This window comes from uncultured Parvibaculum sp. (assembly GCF_963975745.1).
Lineage (GTDB): Bacteria > Pseudomonadota > Alphaproteobacteria > Parvibaculales > Parvibaculaceae > Parvibaculum.
The window spans coordinates 50054-69346 of record NZ_CAXBIB010000017.1 but is presented as its reverse complement, the minus strand read 5'-3'; the positions used below and the strand labels follow the sequence as shown (position 1 = coordinate 69346).

16 protein-coding genes are annotated in these 19293 nt (G+C 64.6%); 12 read left to right on the top strand and 4 right to left on the bottom strand.

From position 1 onward, the window contains the following. Nucleotides 1-50: 50 nt before the first annotated feature. The gene (locus AAC071_RS13555; RefSeq protein ID WP_339833349.1) at nt 51-1355 is read left to right on the top strand and encodes an alkyl sulfatase dimerization domain-containing protein; all 1305 of its coding nucleotides are present in this window, start codon (nt 51-53) and stop codon (nt 1353-1355) included. Between the two features lie 262 nt (nt 1356-1617). On the opposite strand, the gene AAC071_RS13550 is transcribed toward AAC071_RS13555, so the two are convergent. Further along, nucleotides 1618-2940 carry an aspartate aminotransferase family protein gene (locus AAC071_RS13550; RefSeq protein WP_339833346.1) on the bottom strand — a complete coding sequence of 441 codons (1323 nt, stop codon included), beginning with the start codon at nt 2938-2940 and terminating at the stop codon, nt 1618-1620. Between the two features lie 131 nt (nt 2941-3071). Between AAC071_RS13550 and AAC071_RS13545 the strand changes: the two genes are divergently transcribed. Genes AAC071_RS13545 through AAC071_RS13535 form a run of 3 tightly spaced genes read left to right on the top strand, consistent with a single transcriptional unit; the run spans nt 3072 to nt 5001 of the window. Then, a complete protein-coding gene (locus tag AAC071_RS13545; protein WP_339833344.1) occupies nt 3072-3686 on the top strand; it encodes a cupin domain-containing protein in 615 nt (204 codons plus the stop codon). An 8-nt stretch (nt 3687-3694) separates the two neighbouring features. Beyond that, complete coding sequence (locus AAC071_RS13540; RefSeq protein WP_339833342.1) at nt 3695-4573, top strand: isocitrate lyase/PEP mutase family protein; 879 nt, start codon at nt 3695-3697, stop codon at nt 4571-4573. Further along, entirely contained in the window at nt 4573-5001 is a 429-nt protein-coding gene (locus AAC071_RS13535) for a PaaI family thioesterase (RefSeq protein ID WP_339833340.1), read from the top strand. The genes AAC071_RS13540 and AAC071_RS13535 overlap by 1 nt, the downstream gene beginning before the upstream one ends. Here the strand turns inward: AAC071_RS13535 and AAC071_RS13530 are convergent. Continuing rightward, nucleotides 4988-5770: a transporter substrate-binding domain-containing protein gene (locus tag AAC071_RS13530; RefSeq protein WP_339833338.1), complete on the bottom strand. Its 783-nt coding sequence runs from the start codon at nt 5768-5770 to the stop codon at nt 4988-4990. The genes AAC071_RS13535 and AAC071_RS13530 overlap by 14 nt on opposite strands. Before the next feature lie 236 nt (nt 5771-6006). Here AAC071_RS13530 and ileS point away from each other — a divergent pair, with 236 nt between their 5' ends. From ileS to mutL, 7 genes are all read left to right on the top strand, one after another. Beyond that, nucleotides 6007-8865, top strand: coding sequence for an isoleucine--tRNA ligase (gene ileS, locus AAC071_RS13525; RefSeq protein WP_339833335.1), 2859 nt, complete (start codon nt 6007-6009; stop codon nt 8863-8865). After that, nucleotides 8840-9412, top strand: coding sequence for a signal peptidase II (gene lspA / locus AAC071_RS13520; protein WP_339833333.1), 573 nt, complete (start codon nt 8840-8842; stop codon nt 9410-9412). Before ileS ends, lspA begins: the two co-directional genes overlap by 26 nt. After that, on the top strand, nt 9381-10022 hold the full coding sequence (locus tag AAC071_RS13515) for a DUF3035 domain-containing protein (RefSeq protein ID WP_339833331.1): 642 nt from the start codon (nt 9381-9383) through the stop codon (nt 10020-10022). Before lspA ends, AAC071_RS13515 begins: the two co-directional genes overlap by 32 nt. 65 nt (nt 10023-10087) lie before the next feature. Then, nucleotides 10088-11464 carry a pitrilysin family protein gene (locus AAC071_RS13510; protein WP_339833329.1) on the top strand — a complete coding sequence of 459 codons (1377 nt, stop codon included), beginning with the start codon at nt 10088-10090 and terminating at the stop codon, nt 11462-11464. Beyond that, complete coding sequence (locus AAC071_RS13505; RefSeq protein WP_339833326.1) at nt 11461-12840, top strand: pitrilysin family protein; 1380 nt, start codon at nt 11461-11463, stop codon at nt 12838-12840. Before AAC071_RS13510 ends, AAC071_RS13505 begins: the two co-directional genes overlap by 4 nt. A 108-nt stretch (nt 12841-12948) precedes the next feature. Then, on the top strand, nt 12949-14277 hold the full coding sequence (locus tag AAC071_RS13500) for a glucose-6-phosphate isomerase (RefSeq protein ID WP_339833323.1): 1329 nt from the start codon (nt 12949-12951) through the stop codon (nt 14275-14277). 7 nt (nt 14278-14284) lie between these two features. Continuing rightward, complete coding sequence (mutL, locus tag AAC071_RS13495; protein ID WP_339833320.1) at nt 14285-16090, top strand: DNA mismatch repair endonuclease MutL; 1806 nt, start codon at nt 14285-14287, stop codon at nt 16088-16090. Here the strand turns inward: mutL and AAC071_RS13490 are convergent. Continuing rightward, nucleotides 16073-16819 carry a pyrimidine 5'-nucleotidase gene (locus AAC071_RS13490; protein WP_339833317.1) on the bottom strand — a complete coding sequence of 249 codons (747 nt, stop codon included), beginning with the start codon at nt 16817-16819 and terminating at the stop codon, nt 16073-16075. The two genes, mutL and AAC071_RS13490, sit on opposite strands and share 18 nt — an antisense overlap. Before the next feature lie 145 nt (nt 16820-16964). On the opposite strand from AAC071_RS13490, the gene AAC071_RS13485 reads away from it, so the two are divergent. Continuing rightward, nucleotides 16965-18236, top strand: a complete 1272-nt coding sequence (locus AAC071_RS13485) for a DUF2336 domain-containing protein (RefSeq protein WP_339833314.1) — start codon at nt 16965-16967, stop codon at nt 18234-18236. 19 nt (nt 18237-18255) lie between these two features. On the opposite strand, the gene AAC071_RS13480 is transcribed toward AAC071_RS13485, so the two are convergent. Then, the gene (locus tag AAC071_RS13480; protein WP_339833312.1) at nt 18256-19257 is read right to left on the bottom strand and encodes a DUF1036 domain-containing protein; all 1002 of its coding nucleotides are present in this window, start codon (nt 19255-19257) and stop codon (nt 18256-18258) included. Nucleotides 19258-19293 lie beyond the last annotated feature (36 nt).

The following is a 19293-nucleotide window of genomic DNA, read 5'->3' as shown; positions in this document are numbered from 1 at the left end:
AACCCGCCGCGCTGTCCGACCATCGCGAAAACCCTCAAGGGAGACCCCGCATGGCCGATCTTCTGGCGACATCCGCGCGCTACATCGACAACGACATTTACGAAGGCGCCGGCCTCGTCAACCGGCCGACCACCGAGCTATCGGAAATCGCGCCGGGCATCGCGCTGATCGAGGCCTTCTCCCATGTCGTCGCCTTCCGCAGCGGCGACGGCCTGGTGCTGTTCGACACCAGCCTCGAAGCCTTCGGCCAGGGCGTGCTGAAATCGCTGCGCGGCTGGACGAAGGAACCGGTCTCCCATATCTGCTACACGCATGGCCATGCCGATCATGTCGGCGGCACCGGCGCCTTTCTCTGCGAGGCTTGCGACAATGGCGCGCGCCGTCCGCAGATTCTCGCCCATGAAAATGTCAGCCCGCGCTTCCGCCGCTACGAGCTGACCAATGGCTACAACTTCACCATCAACGCGCGGCAATTCGCGCCGGCCACCGAATTGCGCATGGGCGGGCAGGGCAGGCCGGGCCCCCGCCGCTTCGGCCCCGATCCCTGGGTCGAGCCCGACACGACCTTCCGGGAACGGATGGAATTCCGCGCGGGCGACACCCGCTTCGAGCTTTTTCACGCCATCGGCGAGACCGACGATCATCTCTGGGCCTGGGTGCCCGAACACAAGGCGATCTGCTCGGGCGATTTCGTCACCTGGGTTTTCCCCAATGCCGGCAATCCGCAGAAGGTCCAGCGCTATCCGCTCGAATGGGCCAAGGCCCTGCGTGAAATGGCCGCGCGCGAGCCGGAGCTGCTGCTGCCGGCCCACGGCCTCCCCATCGCCGGCAAGGCCCGCATCGCCGGCGTCCTCGACACGATTGCCTCGGCGCTTGAGTTCCTCGTTTCCCGCGCCCTCGACATGATGAATGCGGGCGCCCGCCTCGACGACATCGTTCATGGCGTCCGCCTGCCCGCGCACTACATGGACAAGCCCTACCTGAAGCCCGTCTATGACGAGCCGGAATTCATCCTGCACAATATCTGGCGGCTTTATGGCGGTTGGTACGACGGCAACCCGGCCAACCTGAAGCCGGCGCCCGATGCGGCCCTGGCCCGCGAACTCGCCGCGCTCGCCGGCGGTGTCGGCAAATTAATTCAGCGTGCGGAGGAGTTGTCGGCCAGCGGCGCCGAGGCCGACCTGCGCCTCGCCTGCCACCTGGTCGAGGCCGCGGCGCTGGCCGAACCCGACAACCGCGACGCCCATGCCGCCCGCGCCCGCGTCTATGGCGCCCGACGCAAATCCGAACTCTCGCTGATGTCGAAAGGCATCTACGGCTGGGCCGAACGCGAGTCGGCGAAGAAGGCGGGGTAGAACGACGTTTGATGGTGTGTCTTCGCTTCTCTTCCCACCCTCCCCTCGGGGAGGGTCAAACGGGCGAAGCCCGTTTGGGGCGGGGGCGTGGCGCGCGATTCGCCCCACCCCGGGGACAAGTTTTTCCGAAAAAACTTTCCCCCCGGGGATAAGTGTAGTTATCCCCCGGGGATAAGTGCATTTGTGACAGTTTCGTGACAGAGGGGGGGTCCGCTGTCGTTTTCGCTGTCACAATCGCTGTCGCAAATGCCCTTCCGGACCCTCAGCCGACCCGGTCGAGCACCCGTTTGAAGCGCGCGAAAATCTCGTCGATCTGGTCGGCCTCGACGATCAGCGGCGGCGAGAAGGCGATACTGTCGCCCGAGACGCGCACCATCATGTTCTCCGCGTGGAAGGCTGCGCGCATCGCGTCGAAGCCGCGCTTGCCGGGCAACCCGTCGACCGGCGCAAGATCGACGGCCGCCGCAAGTCCGATGGTGCGGATGTCGAGCAGCAGCGCATGACCCTTCAGCGCCATCGCCGCCTGCGCGAAATGCGCTTCGAGTTTCTTCGCCCGTTCGAACAAGCCTTCGTCGCGATAGAGATCGAGCGTCGCGAGCGCCGCCGCAGCGGCCAGCGGATGACCGGAATAAGTGTAGCCGTGAAACAGATCGATCGCGTGATCGGGTCCGGTCTGGAACGCCTCGTAGATGCGGTTGTGCACCACCGCGCCGCCCATCGGCACCGTGCCGGACGTGATGCCTTTCGCAAACGTCATGATGTCGGGCGCGACGCCGAAACGTTCGGCCGCGGTCGCGTGGCCGAGCCGTCCGAAGCCGGTGATGACTTCGTCGAAGATCAGCAGGATGCCATGCTTGTCGCAGAGATCGCGCAACCGCTTGAGATAGCCTTTCGGCGGCGGCAGCACGCCGGTCGAGCCCGCCATCGGTTCGACGATGACCGCGGCGATGGTCGAGGCGTCATGCAGCTCGACCAGCCGCTGCAATTCATCGGCCAGATGCGCGCCCCATTCCGGTTCGCCCACCGTGAAGGCCTGCTCGGCGCGGTTGTAGGTATGCGGCAGATGATCGGTGCCCGAAAGCAGCGGCCCGTAGAACTTGCGGTTGGCCACCATGCCGCCGACCGAAATGCCGCCGAAGCCGACGCCGTGATAGCCGCGCTCGCGGCCGATCAGGCGCGTGCGCGTGCCTTCGCCATTGGCGCGGTGATAGGCGATGGCGATCTTGAGCGCCGTGTCGGCGGCTTCCGATCCCGAATTGCAGAAGAACACATGATCGAGGTCAGCCGGCGTCAGCGCCGCGATCCGGCTCGCCAGTTCGAAGACCTTGGGATGGGCGAACTGGAACGACGGCGCGAAGTCGAGCTCGCCGGCCTGTTCCTGGATCGCCTTGACGATCGGTTCCCGGCAATGCCCGGCATTGGAACACCACAGCCCCGCCGTCGCGTCCAGCACCGCCGTCCCGTCCGGCTTGTAGTAATGCATGTCCTTGGCCCGGGCGATCAGCCGCGGCTCCTTCTTGAACTGCCGGTTGGGCGTGAAGGGCAGCCAGAAGGCTTCGAGATCGTTCGGTGTCATCGTGGTCATCCGTCGGCACTCCGGGCGCGCGGCGTCACCGCCTGGCGCGATTGTGATAATCGACAATTGAAAGTCTACAGCCATTCGAAAGCAAGCAGGCTTTGCGTGACTCTTTTAAAGCCGTTGAGTATTCTAAACAAATGACGGGGGACTTCCGACGCGCCCACAGCTCCGCCCCGCCCGCGGAGCCGCCTGAGGGGGAACAGAAAGGGCCGGATGTCGGCACGCGCCTGCGCGAGCTGCGCAAGATGCACGGCCTCTCGCAGCGCGAACTGGCCAAGCGCGCCGGCGTCACCAACGGCACCATCTCGCTGATCGAGAAGAACCGCATCAGCCCCTCGGTCGGCTCGCTGAAAAAGGTGCTCGACGGCTTCCCGATCTCGATCGCCGATTTCCTGACACTGGAACTGAAGCCGCGCAAGAAGGTCTTCTATCAGGCGAAGGAACTGCGCGAGATCGCCAATGGTGCCGTCAGCTTCCGTCTCGTCGGCCGCGACACGCGCGGCCGCGCCATCCAGATGATGCATGAACGCTATGCGCCGGGCGCCGACACCGGCGACGAAATGCTGTCGCATACCGGCGAGGAATGCGGCATCGTCGTGTCAGGCGTGCTCGAACTGACGGTGGGCGGCGAGGTCCGGCGCATGGTCGCGGGCGATGCTTACTATTTCGACTCGCGCCTGCCGCACCGCTTCCGCAATCCCGGCACCGTCGATTGTGTCATCGTCTCGGCCTGCACGCCGCCAAGCTTCTGAGTTTCTCCATGCCCGCAGCCGCCAGTCTCGAAACGCTTCTCGCCCGCCCCGGCATCATCGTCGCGCCCGGCGCCTATGATGCGCTCTCGGCGCGGCTTGCCGCGAAGGCCGGCGCGCAAACGGTCTACATGACAGGCTTCGGCGTTTCGGGCGCAAGCTTCGGCCTGCCCGATATCGGCCTGGTGAGTGCCGCCGAAATGGCGGAGCGCGTGCGCGCGATTGCAGGCGCCGCCGCACCGGTGCCGCTGATTGCCGATGGCGACAACGGCCATGGCGGGCCCTTGAACGCGGCGCGGCTGACACGCGCCTATGAAGCGGCGGGTGCGCAATGCATCCAGCTTGAGGATCAGGTTTCCCCGAAACGCTGCGGCCATATGGAAGGCAAGGAAGTGGTGCCGCTCGCGGAAGCGGCGGCGAAAATCCGCGCGGCGGCGGAAGCGCGGGAGAGCCGCGACTTCAAGGTGATGGCGCGCACCGATGCCCGCGCGACGCATGATCTCGACGAGGCGCTGAGGCGCGGAGAAGCTTTCGTGGAGGCCGGCGCCGACATTCTCTTCATCGAGGCGCCGCGCGACGAGGCGGAGCTCCAGAAAGTCGCGGAGACGTTCAAGGGCGTGCCGCTGGTCGCCAATATGGTCGAGGACGGCAAGACACCCTATCTCGGCGCGAAGGCTTTGCAGGAGTTGGGATTCAGGATCGCGCTCTTCCCTGTGTCGGCGCTGCTCGCCGTGACCGCGCGGCTCGAAAGCGTCTATGAGACGCTGCTGAATGGCGAGGGCTTGCCGGCCGGCGAGGCGCGCGTCAGTTTCCAGCGCTACAATGACCTGATCGGGCTGCCGGAAATGCTGGCCGACGCGGCGGCCATAACGAAAAAGACGGAAAACTGATGCCGAGCTGGTCGAACATCCTGAAGCGCATCGCCGCGGGCGAGATGGAAAAGGCGCCGCCCCATGTCGCGGCGCTGAAGCTTTATGCCGGGAAACTCACCGTCATCGAGCCCGGCCGCATCCGCTACGACTGGCCGGTCGATCCGTCCTTCCTCAATCCGGTGGCCGTCTTCGGCGGCTATCTGGCGACGCTGGCCGACCAGACCTGCTCCTTCGCGCTGATGACCATGCTGGAGGACGACCGGAATTTCACGACCAGCGACCTGCAGATGCATTTCTTCCGTCCGGTGACGGAAGGCGTGCTCGCCTGCGAAGGCCATGTGCTGAACGTCTCGAAGACGCAGGCCTATGTGGAAGCCACATTCACCAATGGCGATGGCAAACTGGCACTGAAGGCGCGGGCAGTGGAGCGCATCATTCCGGCGTGACGCCGGTCCACTTCCGGATGATTCCCTGCGACGCACCGATCGCCTCGAGCCTTCCGAGCCAGTCGTCGACGCGCGCCTTCCATTGCGCGTCCTGCGGCAGCAGATAGGCTTTCTCGGCGCGCGTGAAGGGCTTGTCGGGATTGATCGCGCAAAGTTCGGGATGCTCGCGCGCCATGATCCGCGTTTCGATGGCGTCGGTCATCATCACGTCGGCGCGGCCTTCGACAATTTCCTCGAAGATCGTCGCATTGTCCTTGTGGAGCACCAGCGTCGCGCGGGAAATGCTGGCGCGGGCAAATTGCTCGTTGGTGCCGCCCGGATTGACGATCACGGTCACGCCTTCACGGTCGATCTGCGCCAGTGTCTGAAACCGCTCCTTGTCCGCGCAGCGCGCGATCGGCGCCTTGCCGTCGGCGAGGATCGGGTCGGAAAAGAGCGCGACCCGGGCGCGTTCCGCCGTGATCGAAATGCCGCCCATCGCGATGTCGAACTTCCCGGCCGCGAGATCCTCCATCAATGTCGGCCAGCTGGTCCGCACGAAGACGAGCTTGGCATCGAGATCGCCGGCCAGCGATTCGGCCATGTCGACATCGAGCCCCTCGAAATGGCCTGCAGGCTCTTCCCAGGAAAAGGGCTTGTAGTCGCCAGTAACGCCGACCCGGACGGTGCCCGTGGCCTCGATGCGGGCAAGCGTGTCCGCCGCCGCGGGGATGAGGCCGAGGAAGAAGGTGAGGACCGAAAGGGCAAGGAGGCGGGGGAAGGCGTTCATGGGCCGGAACTATAGGGGGGTCGGCGGCGCCCCGAAACCCCCGCTTTACTGGACTGTCAGGAGACCGGCTGCTAGAAACCCGTCCATGAGCACGCCCGATTTTCACGGGGTCCGCCCCGGCATAACAGCGCGAATTACAGGCCCGGCCGGCCGCTGAGGAACCATGAAGGTTCCGCGCGGCACGAGCCGGGTGTCTCTGTCTGAAGATCGCGCAACCCCTTTATCCGGGACCATTCATGTCCACCGAAGAAAACCCCACCGGCCGCGACTATCGCGACACGCTGTTTCTGCCCACGACCGATTTTCCGATGAAGGCGGGCCTGCCCGTCCGCGAGCCCGAATGGCTGGCGCGCTGGGAGAAGCTCGGTCTTTATGAGCGTCTGCGCAAGGAAGCGAAAGGCCGCGAGACCTTCGTGCTGCATGACGGCCCGCCCTATGCCAATGGCGACATCCATATCGGCCATGCGCTGAACAAGATCCTGAAGGACGTCGTTGTCCGCTCGCAGCAGATGATGGGCAAGGACGCGGCCTATGTTCCGGGCTGGGACTGTCACGGTCTCCCCATTGAATGGAAGATCGAGGAGAAGTACCGCAAGAAGGGCAAGAACAAGGACGAGGTACCGCCGCTCGAATTTCGCCGCGAATGCCGCGAATTCGCGCAACACTGGGTCGATGTGCAGCGCGAGCAGTTCAAGCGCCTCGGCGTTTCCGGCGAGTGGGACAATCCCTACCTCACCATGTCCTTCGACGCCGAAGCGAAGATCGTCGAGGAATTCCAGAAGTTCCTGATGAACGGTTCGCTTTATCGCGGCTCGAAGCCGGTCATGTGGTCGGTGGTCGAAAAGACCGCGCTGGCCGAAGCCGAGGTCGAGTATCACGATCACACCAGCCACACGATCTGGGTGAAGTTTCCGGTGGTGAAGGGCGCTGCGCTTGAAGGTGCATCCATCGTCATCTGGACGACGACGCCCTGGACGATCCCGGCCAACCGCGCGATCTCCTACTCGCCGAAGATCGCTTATGGCCTCTATGAAGTTGCGGGCGAGAAGCTGGTGCTGGCCGATGCGCTGGCCGAACAGGTGAAGAAGGACGCGAAGATCGAGGCATGGACGCGCCTGGCGGACGTGACCGACGGCGATCTGCGTGGTGTCATCTGCGCGCATCCCTTCCGCGGACAGGGCTACGATTTCGATGTGCCGTTGCTGGCCGGCGATCATGTGACCGAAGAGGCCGGCACCGGCTTCGTCCACACCGCGCCCGGCCATGGCCAGGACGACTACATGATCTGGGTCGAGAATTTCGGCTCAAAGGATATTCCCGAAACGGTCAACGAGGAAGGCGGCTACTATGATCACGTGCCGCTCTTTGCCGGCAAGTTCGTCCTGACCCGGCAGGGCAAGGAAGGCAACGCCAATGCCGCCGTGATCGAGGAACTCGAAAAGGCGGGCGCGCTGCTCGCCCATGGCAAGGTCACGCATTCCTATCCGCATTCATGGCGCTCCAAGGCGCCGCTGATCTTCCGCAACACGCCGCAATGGTTCGTCTCGATGGACGCGAAGATCGAAGCGGCGGGCGGCAAGCCTTTCCGTCAGGTCGCGCTTGAGGAGATCGAGAAAGTGCGCTGGGTGCCGGCGCGCAACCGCAACCGCATCTATTCGATGGTGGAAGGAAGGCCCGACTGGGTGCTGTCGCGCCAGCGCGCCTGGGGCGTGCCGCTGACGCTCTTCGTCAAAAAGTCAGACGGCTCGCTGCTGCGCGACGAAAAGGTCAATGCCCGCATCGTCGAGGCAGTGGCAAAGGAAGGTGCCGACGCCTGGTTCGAGCATCCGGCAAGTGATTTTCTGGGAAGCGAATACAGCGCCGACGACTACGAGCGTGTGACCGACATTCTCGATGTCTGGTTCGATTCAGGCTCGACGCATGCTTTCGTGCTCGAAGCGCGCGGGATGCCGTCGCCCGCCGATCTTTATCTCGAAGGCTCCGACCAGCATCGCGGCTGGTTCCAGTCCTCCCTGCTCGAAAGCTGCGCCACGCGCGGCCGCGCGCCTTACAGGCAGGTTCTGACGCATGGCATGACCCTGACCGACAAGGGTCTGAAAATGTCGAAGTCGCTCGGCAATGCGATCGAGCCCGAGGCGATCGTCAAGCAGAACGGCGCCGACATCCTGCGCCTCTGGGTTGCCTCGACCGACTACTGGGAAGACCACAGCATCGGCAACGAAATCGTCAAATCGAATGTCGAGGCCTACAGGAAGCTGCGCAATACTTTCCGCTACCTGCTTGGCAATCTCGCCGGCTTTTCGGATCAGGAACGCGTCGCCGTCGCCGACATGCCGGAACTCGAACGCTCGATCCTGCATCGCCTGAGCGAACTCGACGAGATCGTGCGTCGCTCCTATCTCGATTACGATTTCAAGCGCGTGACGCATACGCTGTCGAACTTCATGAATGTCGATCTTTCGGCTTTCTATTTCGACATCCGCAAGGACACGCTTTATTGCGATGCACCGTCGAGCCTGCGCCGCCGCGCCTGCCGCACGGTGCTCGATGAGCTGTTCTCCTGTCTCACCGCGTGGCTGGCGCCGGTGCTCTGCTTCACGGCCGAGGAGGTCTGGCTGTCGCGGTTCCCGGCCGATGACGCGTCGGTGCATCTGCGCATCTTTCCGGAAATTCCGGCCGCATGGCGCGACGAGGCGCTGGCCGAGAAGTGGCGCGAGATCCGCGAACTGCGCCGCGTCGTCACCGGCGCGCTCGAAGTCGAGCGCCGCGAAAAGCGCATCGGGGCGAGCCTCGAGGCCGCGCCCGAGGTCTATGTCTCGGACGTCGATCTGCTGGCGGCGATGAAGGGCGTCGATCTTGCCGAATTGACGATCGTCAGCCAGGCGACGCTGATCGAAGGCGAGGGGCCGGCCACGGCCTTCCGCCTCGACGATGTGCGCGGCGTGGCCGTGGTGCCGAAACGGGCCGAGGGCCGCAAATGCGCCCGCTCCTGGCGGGTCCTGCCCGAGGTCGGTTCCGATCCCGAATTCCCGGATCTGAGCCTGCGCGACGCGGCGGCCGTCCGCGAGTATGACGCGCAGCACAAAGGGGCATGATGCGATGGCGCACCTGACGCGCGAAACCTTCTGGGGTCCCCTGTCGCTGCTTGGCTTCGCGGTCGCCATTGCCGGCTTTCTGGTCGACCGCCTGCACAAATGGTGGATGCTCGACATCTATGAAATCGGCCTGCGGGGCCGTGTCGAGGTGACGCCCTTTTTCGATCTGGTGATGGCGTGGAACAAGGGTGTCAGCTACGGGCTGTTCCAGGCCGAGACCTCGCTTGGCGTCCTGATCCTTGTGTCCTTCGCGCTGGCCGTCACCTTCGGTCTCGGCCTCTGGCTGGCGCGGGCCGAACACCGGGCGATTGCGGTGGCCATCGGTCTGATCATCGGTGGCGCGGTCGGCAATGTGTATGACCGCATCGCCTATGGCGCCGTGGCGGACTTTTTTAGTTTTCACGCCTTCGGATTTTACTGGTATATCTTCAATATTGCCGACATCTGGATCGCTCTGGGCGTGATGCTGATCCTCCTGGATTCGGTCTGGCCGGGTGCCTTTGGCCCGGGGAAAAATGGCGGAAAAGCGGACGGCACGCCCGGTTGAGCGGGGCGCCATCGCGAAGGAGTTGAGCGACGTGATCATCGAACCGAAGAACCTCCGCGGCGCCGGCCTTGTGGCCGTGCTGTCACTTTCGTTGACGGCCTGCGGTGGCGGCAGCCTCAGCGATACGCTGGGTTATGGCAAATCCGCGCCGGACGAATTCACGATCGTCACCAAGGCGCCGCTGGTCATGCCGCCGGATTTCTCGCTGCGTCCGCCGCAGCCCGGTGCACCGCGTCCGCAGGAAATGCAGCCCTCGGCCGGCGCGCAGCGCGCCCTGACCGGCGATGTCGAAACCGTCGATACCGGCGCGTCGGGCATGACCGACGGCGAGCGGGTGCTGCTGGCCAATACCGGCGCCGATGCAGCCGATCCGCGCATCCGTCAGGTGGTCAACACCGAAACGCGCTCGCTGGTCGAACAGGACAAGACTTTCGTCGATGATGTGATTTTCTGGCGCAAGCCGGGCACGCCGCCCGATGAGCGCCTGGTCGATCCCCGTGCGGAGTCCCAGCGCATTCAGCAGAACGAAGCCGAGGGCAAACCCGTGACGGAAGGCGAAACGCCCAGCGTGACGCCCAAGAAAGAAGGCTGGTTCTCCGGCATTTTCTGAACGAGCGGCACGCCGCGCCGCTTTGGGGGCTGGTGCCGTGACGCCCGGCCTTTTGGAGTGAAGTGTTGCCCCGTTCCCGATTTCTCGCGCCGCGCGTCCTTGGTCCCGCTCTTGCCCTTGTCCTGATTGCAGCGTTCGCGGCGGCATGGTTCTGGCGCGACGGCGACGGTGCCGTATCGAGCGCCTTGCAGAGCTTCCGTCTTGCCAACGGCATGGAGGTTCTGGCGATCCCCGATCATCGCGCGCCGGTCGTGACCCACATGGTCTGGTATCGCGTCGGCGCCGCCGACGAAACGCCCGGAAAGACGGGACTCGCCCATTTCCTCGAACATCTGATGTTCAAGGGCACGGCGGAGATCGCGCCCGGGCAGTTTTCGCGCATCGTTTCCCGCAATGGCGGCCAGGACAACGCTTTCACACACTACGACTTCACCGCCTATTTCCAGGTCATTGCAAAGGACCGTCTGCCGCTCGTCATGGAGATGGAAGCAGACCGCATGATCAATCTGGAACTCACCGACGCCGAGGTTCTGCCGGAACGAGACGTCGTGATGGAAGAACAGCGGACGCGAGTCGAGAACAGTCCGATGTCGCTGCTGCAGGCCGAAATGAACGCGGCGCTTTACGGCGATCATCCCTATGGCCGCGACATCATCGGCCACAAGGAGGAGATCGACGTGCTGACGACCGACGACGCGCTCGACTTCTACAACCGGTTCTATACGCCCAACAACGCAACGCTGATCGTCGCAGGCGATATCTCGCTGGACGAATTGCGGCCGCTGGCCGAGAAATATTATGGATCCATCGCGCAGCGTGCGCCGACCTTCGAGCGGGCGCGTGTCCCGGTGATCTGGCCGGCGGAGGATCGCCGCATCGTCCGGCGCGACGACCGCGTGCAGCAACCGACCTGGCTACGGTTCTATCCGGCACCCGACTACAGCAACGCCGGCGCGCGCGAAGGCGCCGCTTTCGATGTGCTGGCGGAACTGCTGGGCGGTGGGCAGACCAGCCGCCTCTACCGCAATCTGGTCGTGACACAGGAAATCGCGGCCAGCGTCGGCGCCTGGTATGAAGGCAGCCGGCTCGATGCCGGCAAGTTCGGCCTTTACGCGCTGCCGCATGTCGGCGGCTCGCTTGCCGAGCTCGAAAAGGCCATCGACACCGAAATCGGGCTTCTTCTTGCAGACGGCGTAAGCGAGGAGGAACTGGCGCGCGCGAAAACCGTCATCGCTGCCAGCGCCATCTATGCGCGCGACAGCCAGCGCAGCATGGCCTATGCCTATGGCGAGGGCCTGATGACCGGCCTGTCGATGGCCGACATTCATGAATGGCCCGATCGCATTCGCGCCGTCACCGCCGACGACGTGCTCGACGCAGCGCGGGCGTTGCTCGCCGGCGTTGCCGTCACCGGCGAATTGCTGCCGGGAGAGGGGACATGAGCGCCCGCGCGCCGTTCGGCGCCCTGCTGCTGCTCGTCCTTTTCTGCCTCGCAACACCGGTTTCCGCCTTTGAGATCGAGCGGGTGATCAGCCCCGGCGGCATCGAGGCCTGGCTTGTCGAGGAACGCACAGTCCCCGTCATCGTCATGGAGGCTGCCTGGGAAGGCGGCACCGCGACCGATACGGCCGAAAAGGCCGGAACGGCCAACATGGCCGCGTCGCTGCTGGGTGAAGGCGCCGGCGATTTGCCGTCGCAGGCCTTTCAGGCACGCCTCGACGATATCGCGGCGCAAATGTCCTTTTCCGTCGATGATGATTATTTCAATGCATCGCTGAAAACCCTGGCGGAAGCACGTGACGAGGCGTTTGAACTCTTCGCGCTGGCGATTTCCGATCCGCGCTTCGACGACGATGCGGTCGAACGCCTGCGCGCCCAGCTTGGCGTGGCGGTGGCGCGCAACCGGCAGTCGCCGGAATGGCTGGCGGCGGATGCCTGGTATCGCGCGGCACTGGGCGATCACCCCTATGCGCTGAACAGGCAGGGCACACCCGAGTCGCTGCCACGCATTTCGCGCGACGACCTGTCCGGCTATGTGAAAAATGTGCTGGCACGGGACAATCTGAAAATCGCCGTCGTTGGTCCGATATCGGCCGACGAACTCGGCATGCTTCTGGACAGGACCTTCGGTGCCTTGCCTGCGGAAGCCGGATTGCCGGAGATTCCCGCGGTCGAGATCGCAACGGGCGCGCAGACCATTGTCATCGAGCGCGATTTTCCACAGAGCGTTGTCATTTTCGGCGCGCAGGGCCTGGCGCGGGACGATCCGGATTTCATTCCCGCCTTCATGATGAATCATATTCTTGGCGGCGGCGGTTTCTCCTCGCGTCTGATGGAAGAAGTCCGCGAAAAGCGCGGTCTGGCCTATTCGGTCGGCACATCGCTTTCGCCGCGGCGGAACGCGGCCATGATCATTGGTCAGGTGGCGACACGCAATGAACGTGTCGGCCAGTCGCTGTCGATTATTCGCGACGAGTTGCGGCGCATGGCGGAGGCGGGTGTCTCGGCCGACGAACTGGCCGACGCCAGAACCTTTCTCACCGGCTCCTATCCGCTGCGCTTCACGTCGAACAGTTCCATCGCCAACCAGCTCATCGGCATTCAGATCGAGAATCTGGGCATCGACTATGTCGACCGCCGCAACGGCCTGATCGAGGCCGTGACGCAGGACGACATTGCGCGCGTTGCCCGCCGCCTGCTGCGGGCGGACGATCTGGTGGTCACGATCGTCGGGCGTCCCAATCTCGCCCCGGCGCCGGAAGGCCTGCCCGAAACCGGTGACATGGCGCCGGTCGCCGCGCCCGGCCGGCAGCACTGACGGGTCGCAAGGCGGCGGCGAATTTCTGGCTGGCGGCGCGGCTTCTTGTTAGGCTTTTCATTGCTGCGCCGATTCCGGCATATCCCGGTCCCGAATGGAAAATACCGCATGGCCGCCGCGCCCTATCTACAGTCGATCGATGCCTGTTTCAGCGATGCGATAGGCGAGGGCGGTCTCGGTCGCGCCGGCTACGAGGCGGGCCTGGAGCGCGCGGAGGCCGCGCTCGAAAGACTTCGCCGCGCGCATGATGACGGGTCGTTGCCGGTGCTGCGTGTGCCGGCACGCCGCGATGATTTTCCTGCCATCGAATCCGTCGCCGCGAAGCTGCTCGACAACACGACCGATCTCTTCATCTTCGGCATCGGTGGATCGGCGCTTGGCGCCCAGGCACTGGCGCAACTGACCGGCTGGGGAACCCAGGCCCATGTCCAGAAGGGCCTCCGTATCCATGTGCCCGACAATCTCGATGCGGCAACCATGGAAGCGGCACTGTCGAATGCCGATTTGCGCACCACGCGCTTTCTGGTCGTGTCCAAATCCGGGGGCACTGTCGAACCCGCCATCCAGACGCTGGCAGCGATGAGCGCCATCGAAAGGGCGGGCGGCGGCAAATACATGAAGCATCATTTCGCGGTGCTGACCGAGCCGGCAAGGAACGGAAAGCCCAATCCGATGCGTGCGCTGGCCGAGGCGCAGGGCTTCCCGACGATCGATCACGATCCCGGGGTGGGCGGCCGCTATGCGGTGCTGACCAGTGTCGGCTTGCTGCCGGCTTGTCTGATGGGTCTGGATATGGCGGCAATTCGCGAAGGTGCGGCATCGGTTCTGGCGCCGGTCCTTGCCGGCGCACCGGCAAGGGACGTGGCGCCGGCCGTCGGTGCCGCCCTCTCGCTCGCGCTGGCGCAGGAGAAGGGTGCGAACATCTCGGTACTCATGGCCTATGCCGACCGGCTTGAACGGTTCCTGTCCTGGCACTGCCAGCTCTGGGCTGAAAGCCTCGGCAAGAACGGCAAGGGCACGACACCGGTCAAGGCACTGGGCCCTGTCGATCAGCACAGCCAGTTGCAGCTCTGGCTCGACGGTCCGCGCGACAAGATGTTCACGGTCTTCATGACCGAAACCAGGGGCAAGGGTCCGGCGGCCGGCGCGACCGTCGCCGAAGGCACGGACTTTGCCTTTCTGGGTGGCCGCACCGTGGGCGACCTCGTCGATGCCGAGCAGCGGGCAACGGCCGACACGCTGGCGAAGAACGGACGGCCGGTGCGAACCTTTCATCTCCCGGCGCTCGACGAACGCACGCTGGGCGCCCTGTTCATGCATTTCATGCTCGAAACGATGATTGCCGGCGACATGCTGGGCGTCGATCCTTTCGACCAGCCGGCGGTCGAGGAAGGCAAGGTCCTGGCGCGCCGGTATCTGGCAGAGGGGAGCGTCTGACGCCGGCATGACCCGTATCCGCCGCCTCAGCGAAGGAACGATCAACCGCATCGCCGCCGGCGAAGTGGTCGAGCGCCCGGCCAGCGCCGTCAAGGAACTGGTCGAGAACGCGCTTGATGCCGGTGCCCGCCATGTCGATATCGTGATCGACGGCGGCGGCCGCGACCTGATCCGGATTGCCGACGACGGCCTCGGCATGAGTGCTGCCGAACTGGCGCTGGCCATCGAACGTCACGCGACATCGAAGCTCGGCGTCGATGGCGAAGGCCGCGAGGATCTGCACAACATAGAGACACTCGGCTTCCGTGGCGAGGCGCTGCCCTCGATCGGTGCGGTCGCCCGCCTGGCGATCGTCAGCCGCCCGCGCGACGGAGCCGATGCCCACCGCATTGCGGTTGAGGGCGGTCATGTCGGGGCGGTCGAGCCGGCGTCGGGCAGGCACGGCACGACGGTCGAGGTGCGCGATCTTTTCTATGCGACACCGGCGCGTCTCAAGTTTCTGAAAAGCGAACGGGCCGAAACGCTGGCCGTGTCGGATGTTGTGAAGCGTATCGCCATGGCCAATGCCGAAACCGGTTTCACCCTGACAAGCGGCGGCCGCACCTTGTTGCGGCTCGATCCGGAACTGCCGGGCGCGAGCGGCCGTCTGGCGCGGCTTGGCGCGATCATGGGGCGCGAATTCGCCGAGAATGCGCTGTCCATCGATGCCCTGCGCGAGGGTGTCGCCCTGTCGGGTTTCGCCGGCCTGCCCACCTATAATCGCGGCACGGCCCAGATGCAGTTCCTTTTCGTCAATGGCCGCCCTGTGCGCGACAAGCTGATCGTTGGGGCGGTGCGCGGTGCCTATGCCGATTTCCTGGCCCGCGACCGACATCCGGCGGTGGCACTCTTCGTCGATATCGATCCGGTTGACGTCGATGTGAACGTGCATCCGGCCAAGGCCGAGGTGCGGTTTCGCGATGCGGGCCTGGTGCGCGGGCTGATCGTCGGTGCATTGAAGCGTGCGCTGGCGGAGGCAGGGCACCGGGCTTCGACCACCGTGGCGGGCGCTGCACTTGGCGCGCTGCGTCCCGGCGCCGCCATGCACGCCGCGCCGTATCAGGCGCCGTCGTCCGGCTTCGCCGAACCGCGTGGCGACTGGCAGGGCGCCTTCGCCGGTCTCGGCGGTCACGGCGCGCGTGTCGATTCCGCAGCCGATGAAGATGTGCATGTCGGAACGCAGACCGATGTCGGCCGTCCGCTCGGTGTCGCCCGGGGCCAGCTCCACGAAACCTATGTTGTTGCCCAGACCGCAGATGGCATCGTCATCGTCGATCAGCATGCCGCCCATGAGCGGCTGGTCTATGAACGCATGAAGAAGGCGATGGAGGCACGCGGCGTCGCGCGTCAGCTGCTGCTGATCCCCGAAGTCGTCGATCTCGACGAGGCGGAGGCCGCGCGGCTGGTGGCGCGCGCGCCGGAACTCGCCGAACTGGGCTTCATCCTCGAACCCTTCGGCGCGGGCGCCGTTATCGTGCGCGAGGTGCCGGCGATCTTCGGCAAGCTGGATGTGGCGGGGCTGGTTCGCGATCTGGCCGACGATCTTGCCGAACTCGACGAAGCGCTGTCGCTGAAGGAAAGGCTTGAGGACGTCTGCAGCACCATAGCCTGTCACGGCTCGGTGCGCGCCGGACGCCGCCTGACGGCCGACGAGATGAATGCGCTGCTGCGCGAAATGGAAGCGACGCCACATTCCGGCCAGTGCAATCACGGTCGTCCGACCTATGTCGAGCTGAAGCTGGCCGATATCGAGCGCCTATTCGGCCGCCGCTGACGTGCTCGGCGAAAGCGCAGCCAGAAAGCGCCGAAGATCGTCGGTCACATGATGGACATGCGCTCCGTCGGCGCCTTCATGTGAAATCTGCTGGTGCCGTTCCGGGCCGGGCGCGCCCGGCCGGACCCACACGGTCGTCATGCCCAGCACATGCGGTACTTCGAGATTGCGCGCGATATCCTCGAACATCGCTGCGCGCGCCGGCTCGATGCCGCTTGCCTCGATCAGCCGTTCATAGGCCGCGCGCCGGGGCTTGGGCTCGTATCGCGCGGTGACGATGTCGTAGATGCCGTCGAATACATGTTCGATGCCGAGGCGCCGAACGACATTCTCGGCATGCGCGACCGACCCGTTGGTGAAGATCAGCTTGCGGCCCGGCAGGCGCTCGATGGCGGCACCCATTTCGGCATCCGGTGCGACCGCCGATACATCGATATCGTGTACGAACTGCAGGAACGCTTCCGGTGCGAGGCCATGCACTTTCATCAGTCCGGACAGCGTCGTTCCATGCTCGATATAGAAATCCTTCTGGATCCGCCGGGCCTCGACCGCATCCACATCCAGATAGCGCCCGATAAAGGCGGTCATTTTCTGGTCGACCTGCGCAAAGAGATCGCAGGACGGCGGATAGAGCGTGTTGTCAAGATCGAAGATCCAGCTGTCGACATGTGAAAACCCCGGACCGGGGCGCAGATCGGTATCGGGTGGTGAAACGCGGTGCTCGGACATGGCCTCTATGTGCCGTGCGGCGCCGCGTTTGGCAAGCGCCCGTCTCGCCATAATCCTGGAGATTAAGCGAGTGTTAAGGGCCGGCGCCGAAACTGGGCAACGCGGGAGCAACGGCCCGCAACATGCCGATCTTCAGGGAGCGCCGATGGCTTTCGGCCTGCTATCGAAATGGATGGGATGGCGGAGACTGCCGGCGCAGCTCCGCTACGAGGACGCGCGCGAAGTTCTCGAGGGCCATCAGCGGGCGGCCAAGCGCGAACTGGCCGGCCGCGCGGATGCGCCGCCGGAGGCGCTCTATTATCTGGCTTGTGACGACGACCGTGCCGTCCGCAACCTCGTTGCGGCCAATCCGGCAACGCCGATACATGCCAACGAACTGCTTCGCACCGACAGCGATATCGAGGTGCGCGAGGAACTGGCGCGCAAGATTGCCCGCCTGATGCCCGACATGCCGCGGCGCGAGCGCAGCACGATCCAGCAGCGCACGGTCGAATTGCTGGAAAAGATCGCCGAAGATCAGGCGCCGCGGGTCCGGGCAATCGTGGCGCAGGAAATTGCCCGTTGTCCGACCATCCCGAAAAGACTGGCTGTCCGGCTCGCGCGCGACGTCGAGATTTCGGTTTGCGGTCCGATCCTGCAATATTCGCCGCTATTGTCCGACGAGGACCTGATCGAGCTGGTGGCAACCAGCCGTGTCCAGGGTGCCGTCGAGGCAATTGCCAAGCGCGAGAATCTGAGTGCCCGTGTGTCCGAGGCGGTCATTGCGACACTTGACGTCTCGGCGGTTGCGCAGCTCCTGACCAATGCGCGTGCGGATATCCGGGAGAGCTCCCTCGAAACCGTCATCGCCCGGGCGGTCGGCATCGAGGCCTGGCATCTCCCGCTGGTGATGCGTCCCGAACTCTCGCTGCGTGCCGTGCGCCGCATTGCCACCTTCGTGTCCCGGGCGCTGATCGATGAGCTGGCACTGCGCCACCGCCTCGACGAGGAAACGTCGAACTGGCTGAAGGCCCGGGCGAAGGAAAAGATCGAGACCGACAAGCCGGCGGGGCGGCAGGTCCTTGACCGCAATGCCATCACCGATGCCTATGAAAGAGGAAAACTCGACGATGAAATCGTCATGGACGCGGCGACAACCGGTCAGCGCGCCATGATCGTTCTGGCTCTTTCGCTTTTGAGCGGCGTGCCACGCACGCGTATCGAACAGGTCATTGAGGCCGAGAGCGGTCGCGGCATCGCCGCGCTCTGCTGGAAGGCCGGATTGGCGATGCGAACCGCGCTTGCCATCCAGACCTATATTGCGCACGTCCCGAAAGACAATCTTGTGCTGCCGCGCGCCGGCATTGACTATCCGATGGAGCCGAGCGAAATGCGTTGGCATCTCCAGTACTTCGGTATCGAAGCGGAGAGCGATTGACGGGCCGCCGGGCCGGCTCCTAGTCGAGATCCATCACCCATTTCGGCGCCCCGCCCGTATCGATGCGCAGAAAGGCGCGTTCGTCGAATCCACGGGCCGTGCAACGGTCGCGTCCCCGGATCTCGAAGCGGGTCGGTTTGGTGCAGAAGCGAACGTCGCCGGACCAGACGGCCTTGCCCGCATCGGAAGGCAAGGCGGCGCCATGTTCGTCGACGGCCTCGGCATAAACGAAATATTCGCGCTCCGTCAGTTTCCCCTTGATGACCTTGCGGCACTGGCCGGGTTCGATGCGGATCCAGCCGCTCGACATTTCTCCATCCAGCGTGCGATAGCCGATCGCCGTCCAGACCAGATGCGCGGTCCTGTTGCAGAAGTCGAGCCCGGCCTTGGCTTGCTCCTTTTCGGCGCCCTCGATCAGCAGTTCGATCAGGGGGCGGTCGATCCCGCCATCCGCCGGGGCGCCGATCAGGCGCTGAAAGGCCTCGACCGCGCGTGTCGTATTGCGCGCGGCGATCCCGTCGACCCGCGACAGCTTGAATCCGTTGTCCTGCAAAAGGCGTTGCGCACCGGCGATCTGCGCCTGCTCGGCCGTGTAGTCGCTTCCCTCGGAGAAGGTGGTGACCCAGTCCTGGCCAGGTACGGTCTGGACCGGCAGGAATTCATTGGCGTCATAGCCGCGCATGGCGCATTGATCGCGTCCGCGGACTTCGAAGCGGCCGTCGGCGGTACAGAAGCGTTCATTGCCCGAAAAATACTGGGTTCGGCCCTGATGCGCCTCGATCGACCGGGCGAAAACGAAATATTCCTCGCCGGCAATCGGCCCTGTCAGCGCGACGCCGCAATCGCCGGGCAGCAGCCGCACCCAGCCCCGGCTGCGCCAATCGTCGGCATCCGCAAAGGCGATCGCCCCGTCCAGCACATAGCTTGTGCGGTTGCACAGCTGATAGTCGGCATGGGCGGGCGTCGCCGCGAGCGCCACGAGTATCGCGAACAGGGCAGGTCCGGAAAAACGAAATGTCATGGCGTCGGCTCGCGCTTTCCGTCGACAGGCTCTGTG

Coding starts and splice junctions, on each gene's coding strand:
- AAC071_RS13540 (WP_339833342.1), top strand. CDS start 3,695: ATGCCCGCAGCCGCCAGTCTCGAAACGCTTCTCGCCCGCCCCGGCATC.
- AAC071_RS13490 (WP_339833317.1), bottom strand. CDS start 16,819: ATGTCCGAGCACCGCGTTTCACCACCCGATACCGATCTGCGCCCCGGT.
- AAC071_RS13535 (WP_339833340.1), top strand. CDS start 4,573: ATGCCGAGCTGGTCGAACATCCTGAAGCGCATCGCCGCGGGCGAGATG.
- AAC071_RS13545 (WP_339833344.1), top strand. CDS start 3,072: ATGACGGGGGACTTCCGACGCGCCCACAGCTCCGCCCCGCCCGCGGAG.
- AAC071_RS13505 (WP_339833326.1), top strand. CDS start 11,461: ATGAGCGCCCGCGCGCCGTTCGGCGCCCTGCTGCTGCTCGTCCTTTTC.
- AAC071_RS13515 (WP_339833331.1), top strand. CDS start 9,381: ATGGCGGAAAAGCGGACGGCACGCCCGGTTGAGCGGGGCGCCATCGCG.
- AAC071_RS13480 (WP_339833312.1), bottom strand. CDS start 19,257: ATGACATTTCGTTTTTCCGGACCTGCCCTGTTCGCGATACTCGTGGCG.
- AAC071_RS13550 (WP_339833346.1), bottom strand. CDS start 2,940: ATGACCACGATGACACCGAACGATCTCGAAGCCTTCTGGCTGCCCTTC.
- AAC071_RS13530 (WP_339833338.1), bottom strand. CDS start 5,770: ATGAACGCCTTCCCCCGCCTCCTTGCCCTTTCGGTCCTCACCTTCTTC.
- ileS (WP_339833335.1), top strand. CDS start 6,007: ATGTCCACCGAAGAAAACCCCACCGGCCGCGACTATCGCGACACGCTG.
- AAC071_RS13485 (WP_339833314.1), top strand. CDS start 16,965: ATGGCTTTCGGCCTGCTATCGAAATGGATGGGATGGCGGAGACTGCCG.
- mutL (WP_339833320.1), top strand. CDS start 14,285: ATGACCCGTATCCGCCGCCTCAGCGAAGGAACGATCAACCGCATCGCC.
- AAC071_RS13500 (WP_339833323.1), top strand. CDS start 12,949: ATGGCCGCCGCGCCCTATCTACAGTCGATCGATGCCTGTTTCAGCGAT.
- AAC071_RS13555 (WP_339833349.1), top strand. CDS start 51: ATGGCCGATCTTCTGGCGACATCCGCGCGCTACATCGACAACGACATT.
- lspA (WP_339833333.1), top strand. CDS start 8,840: ATGACGCGCAGCACAAAGGGGCATGATGCGATGGCGCACCTGACGCGC.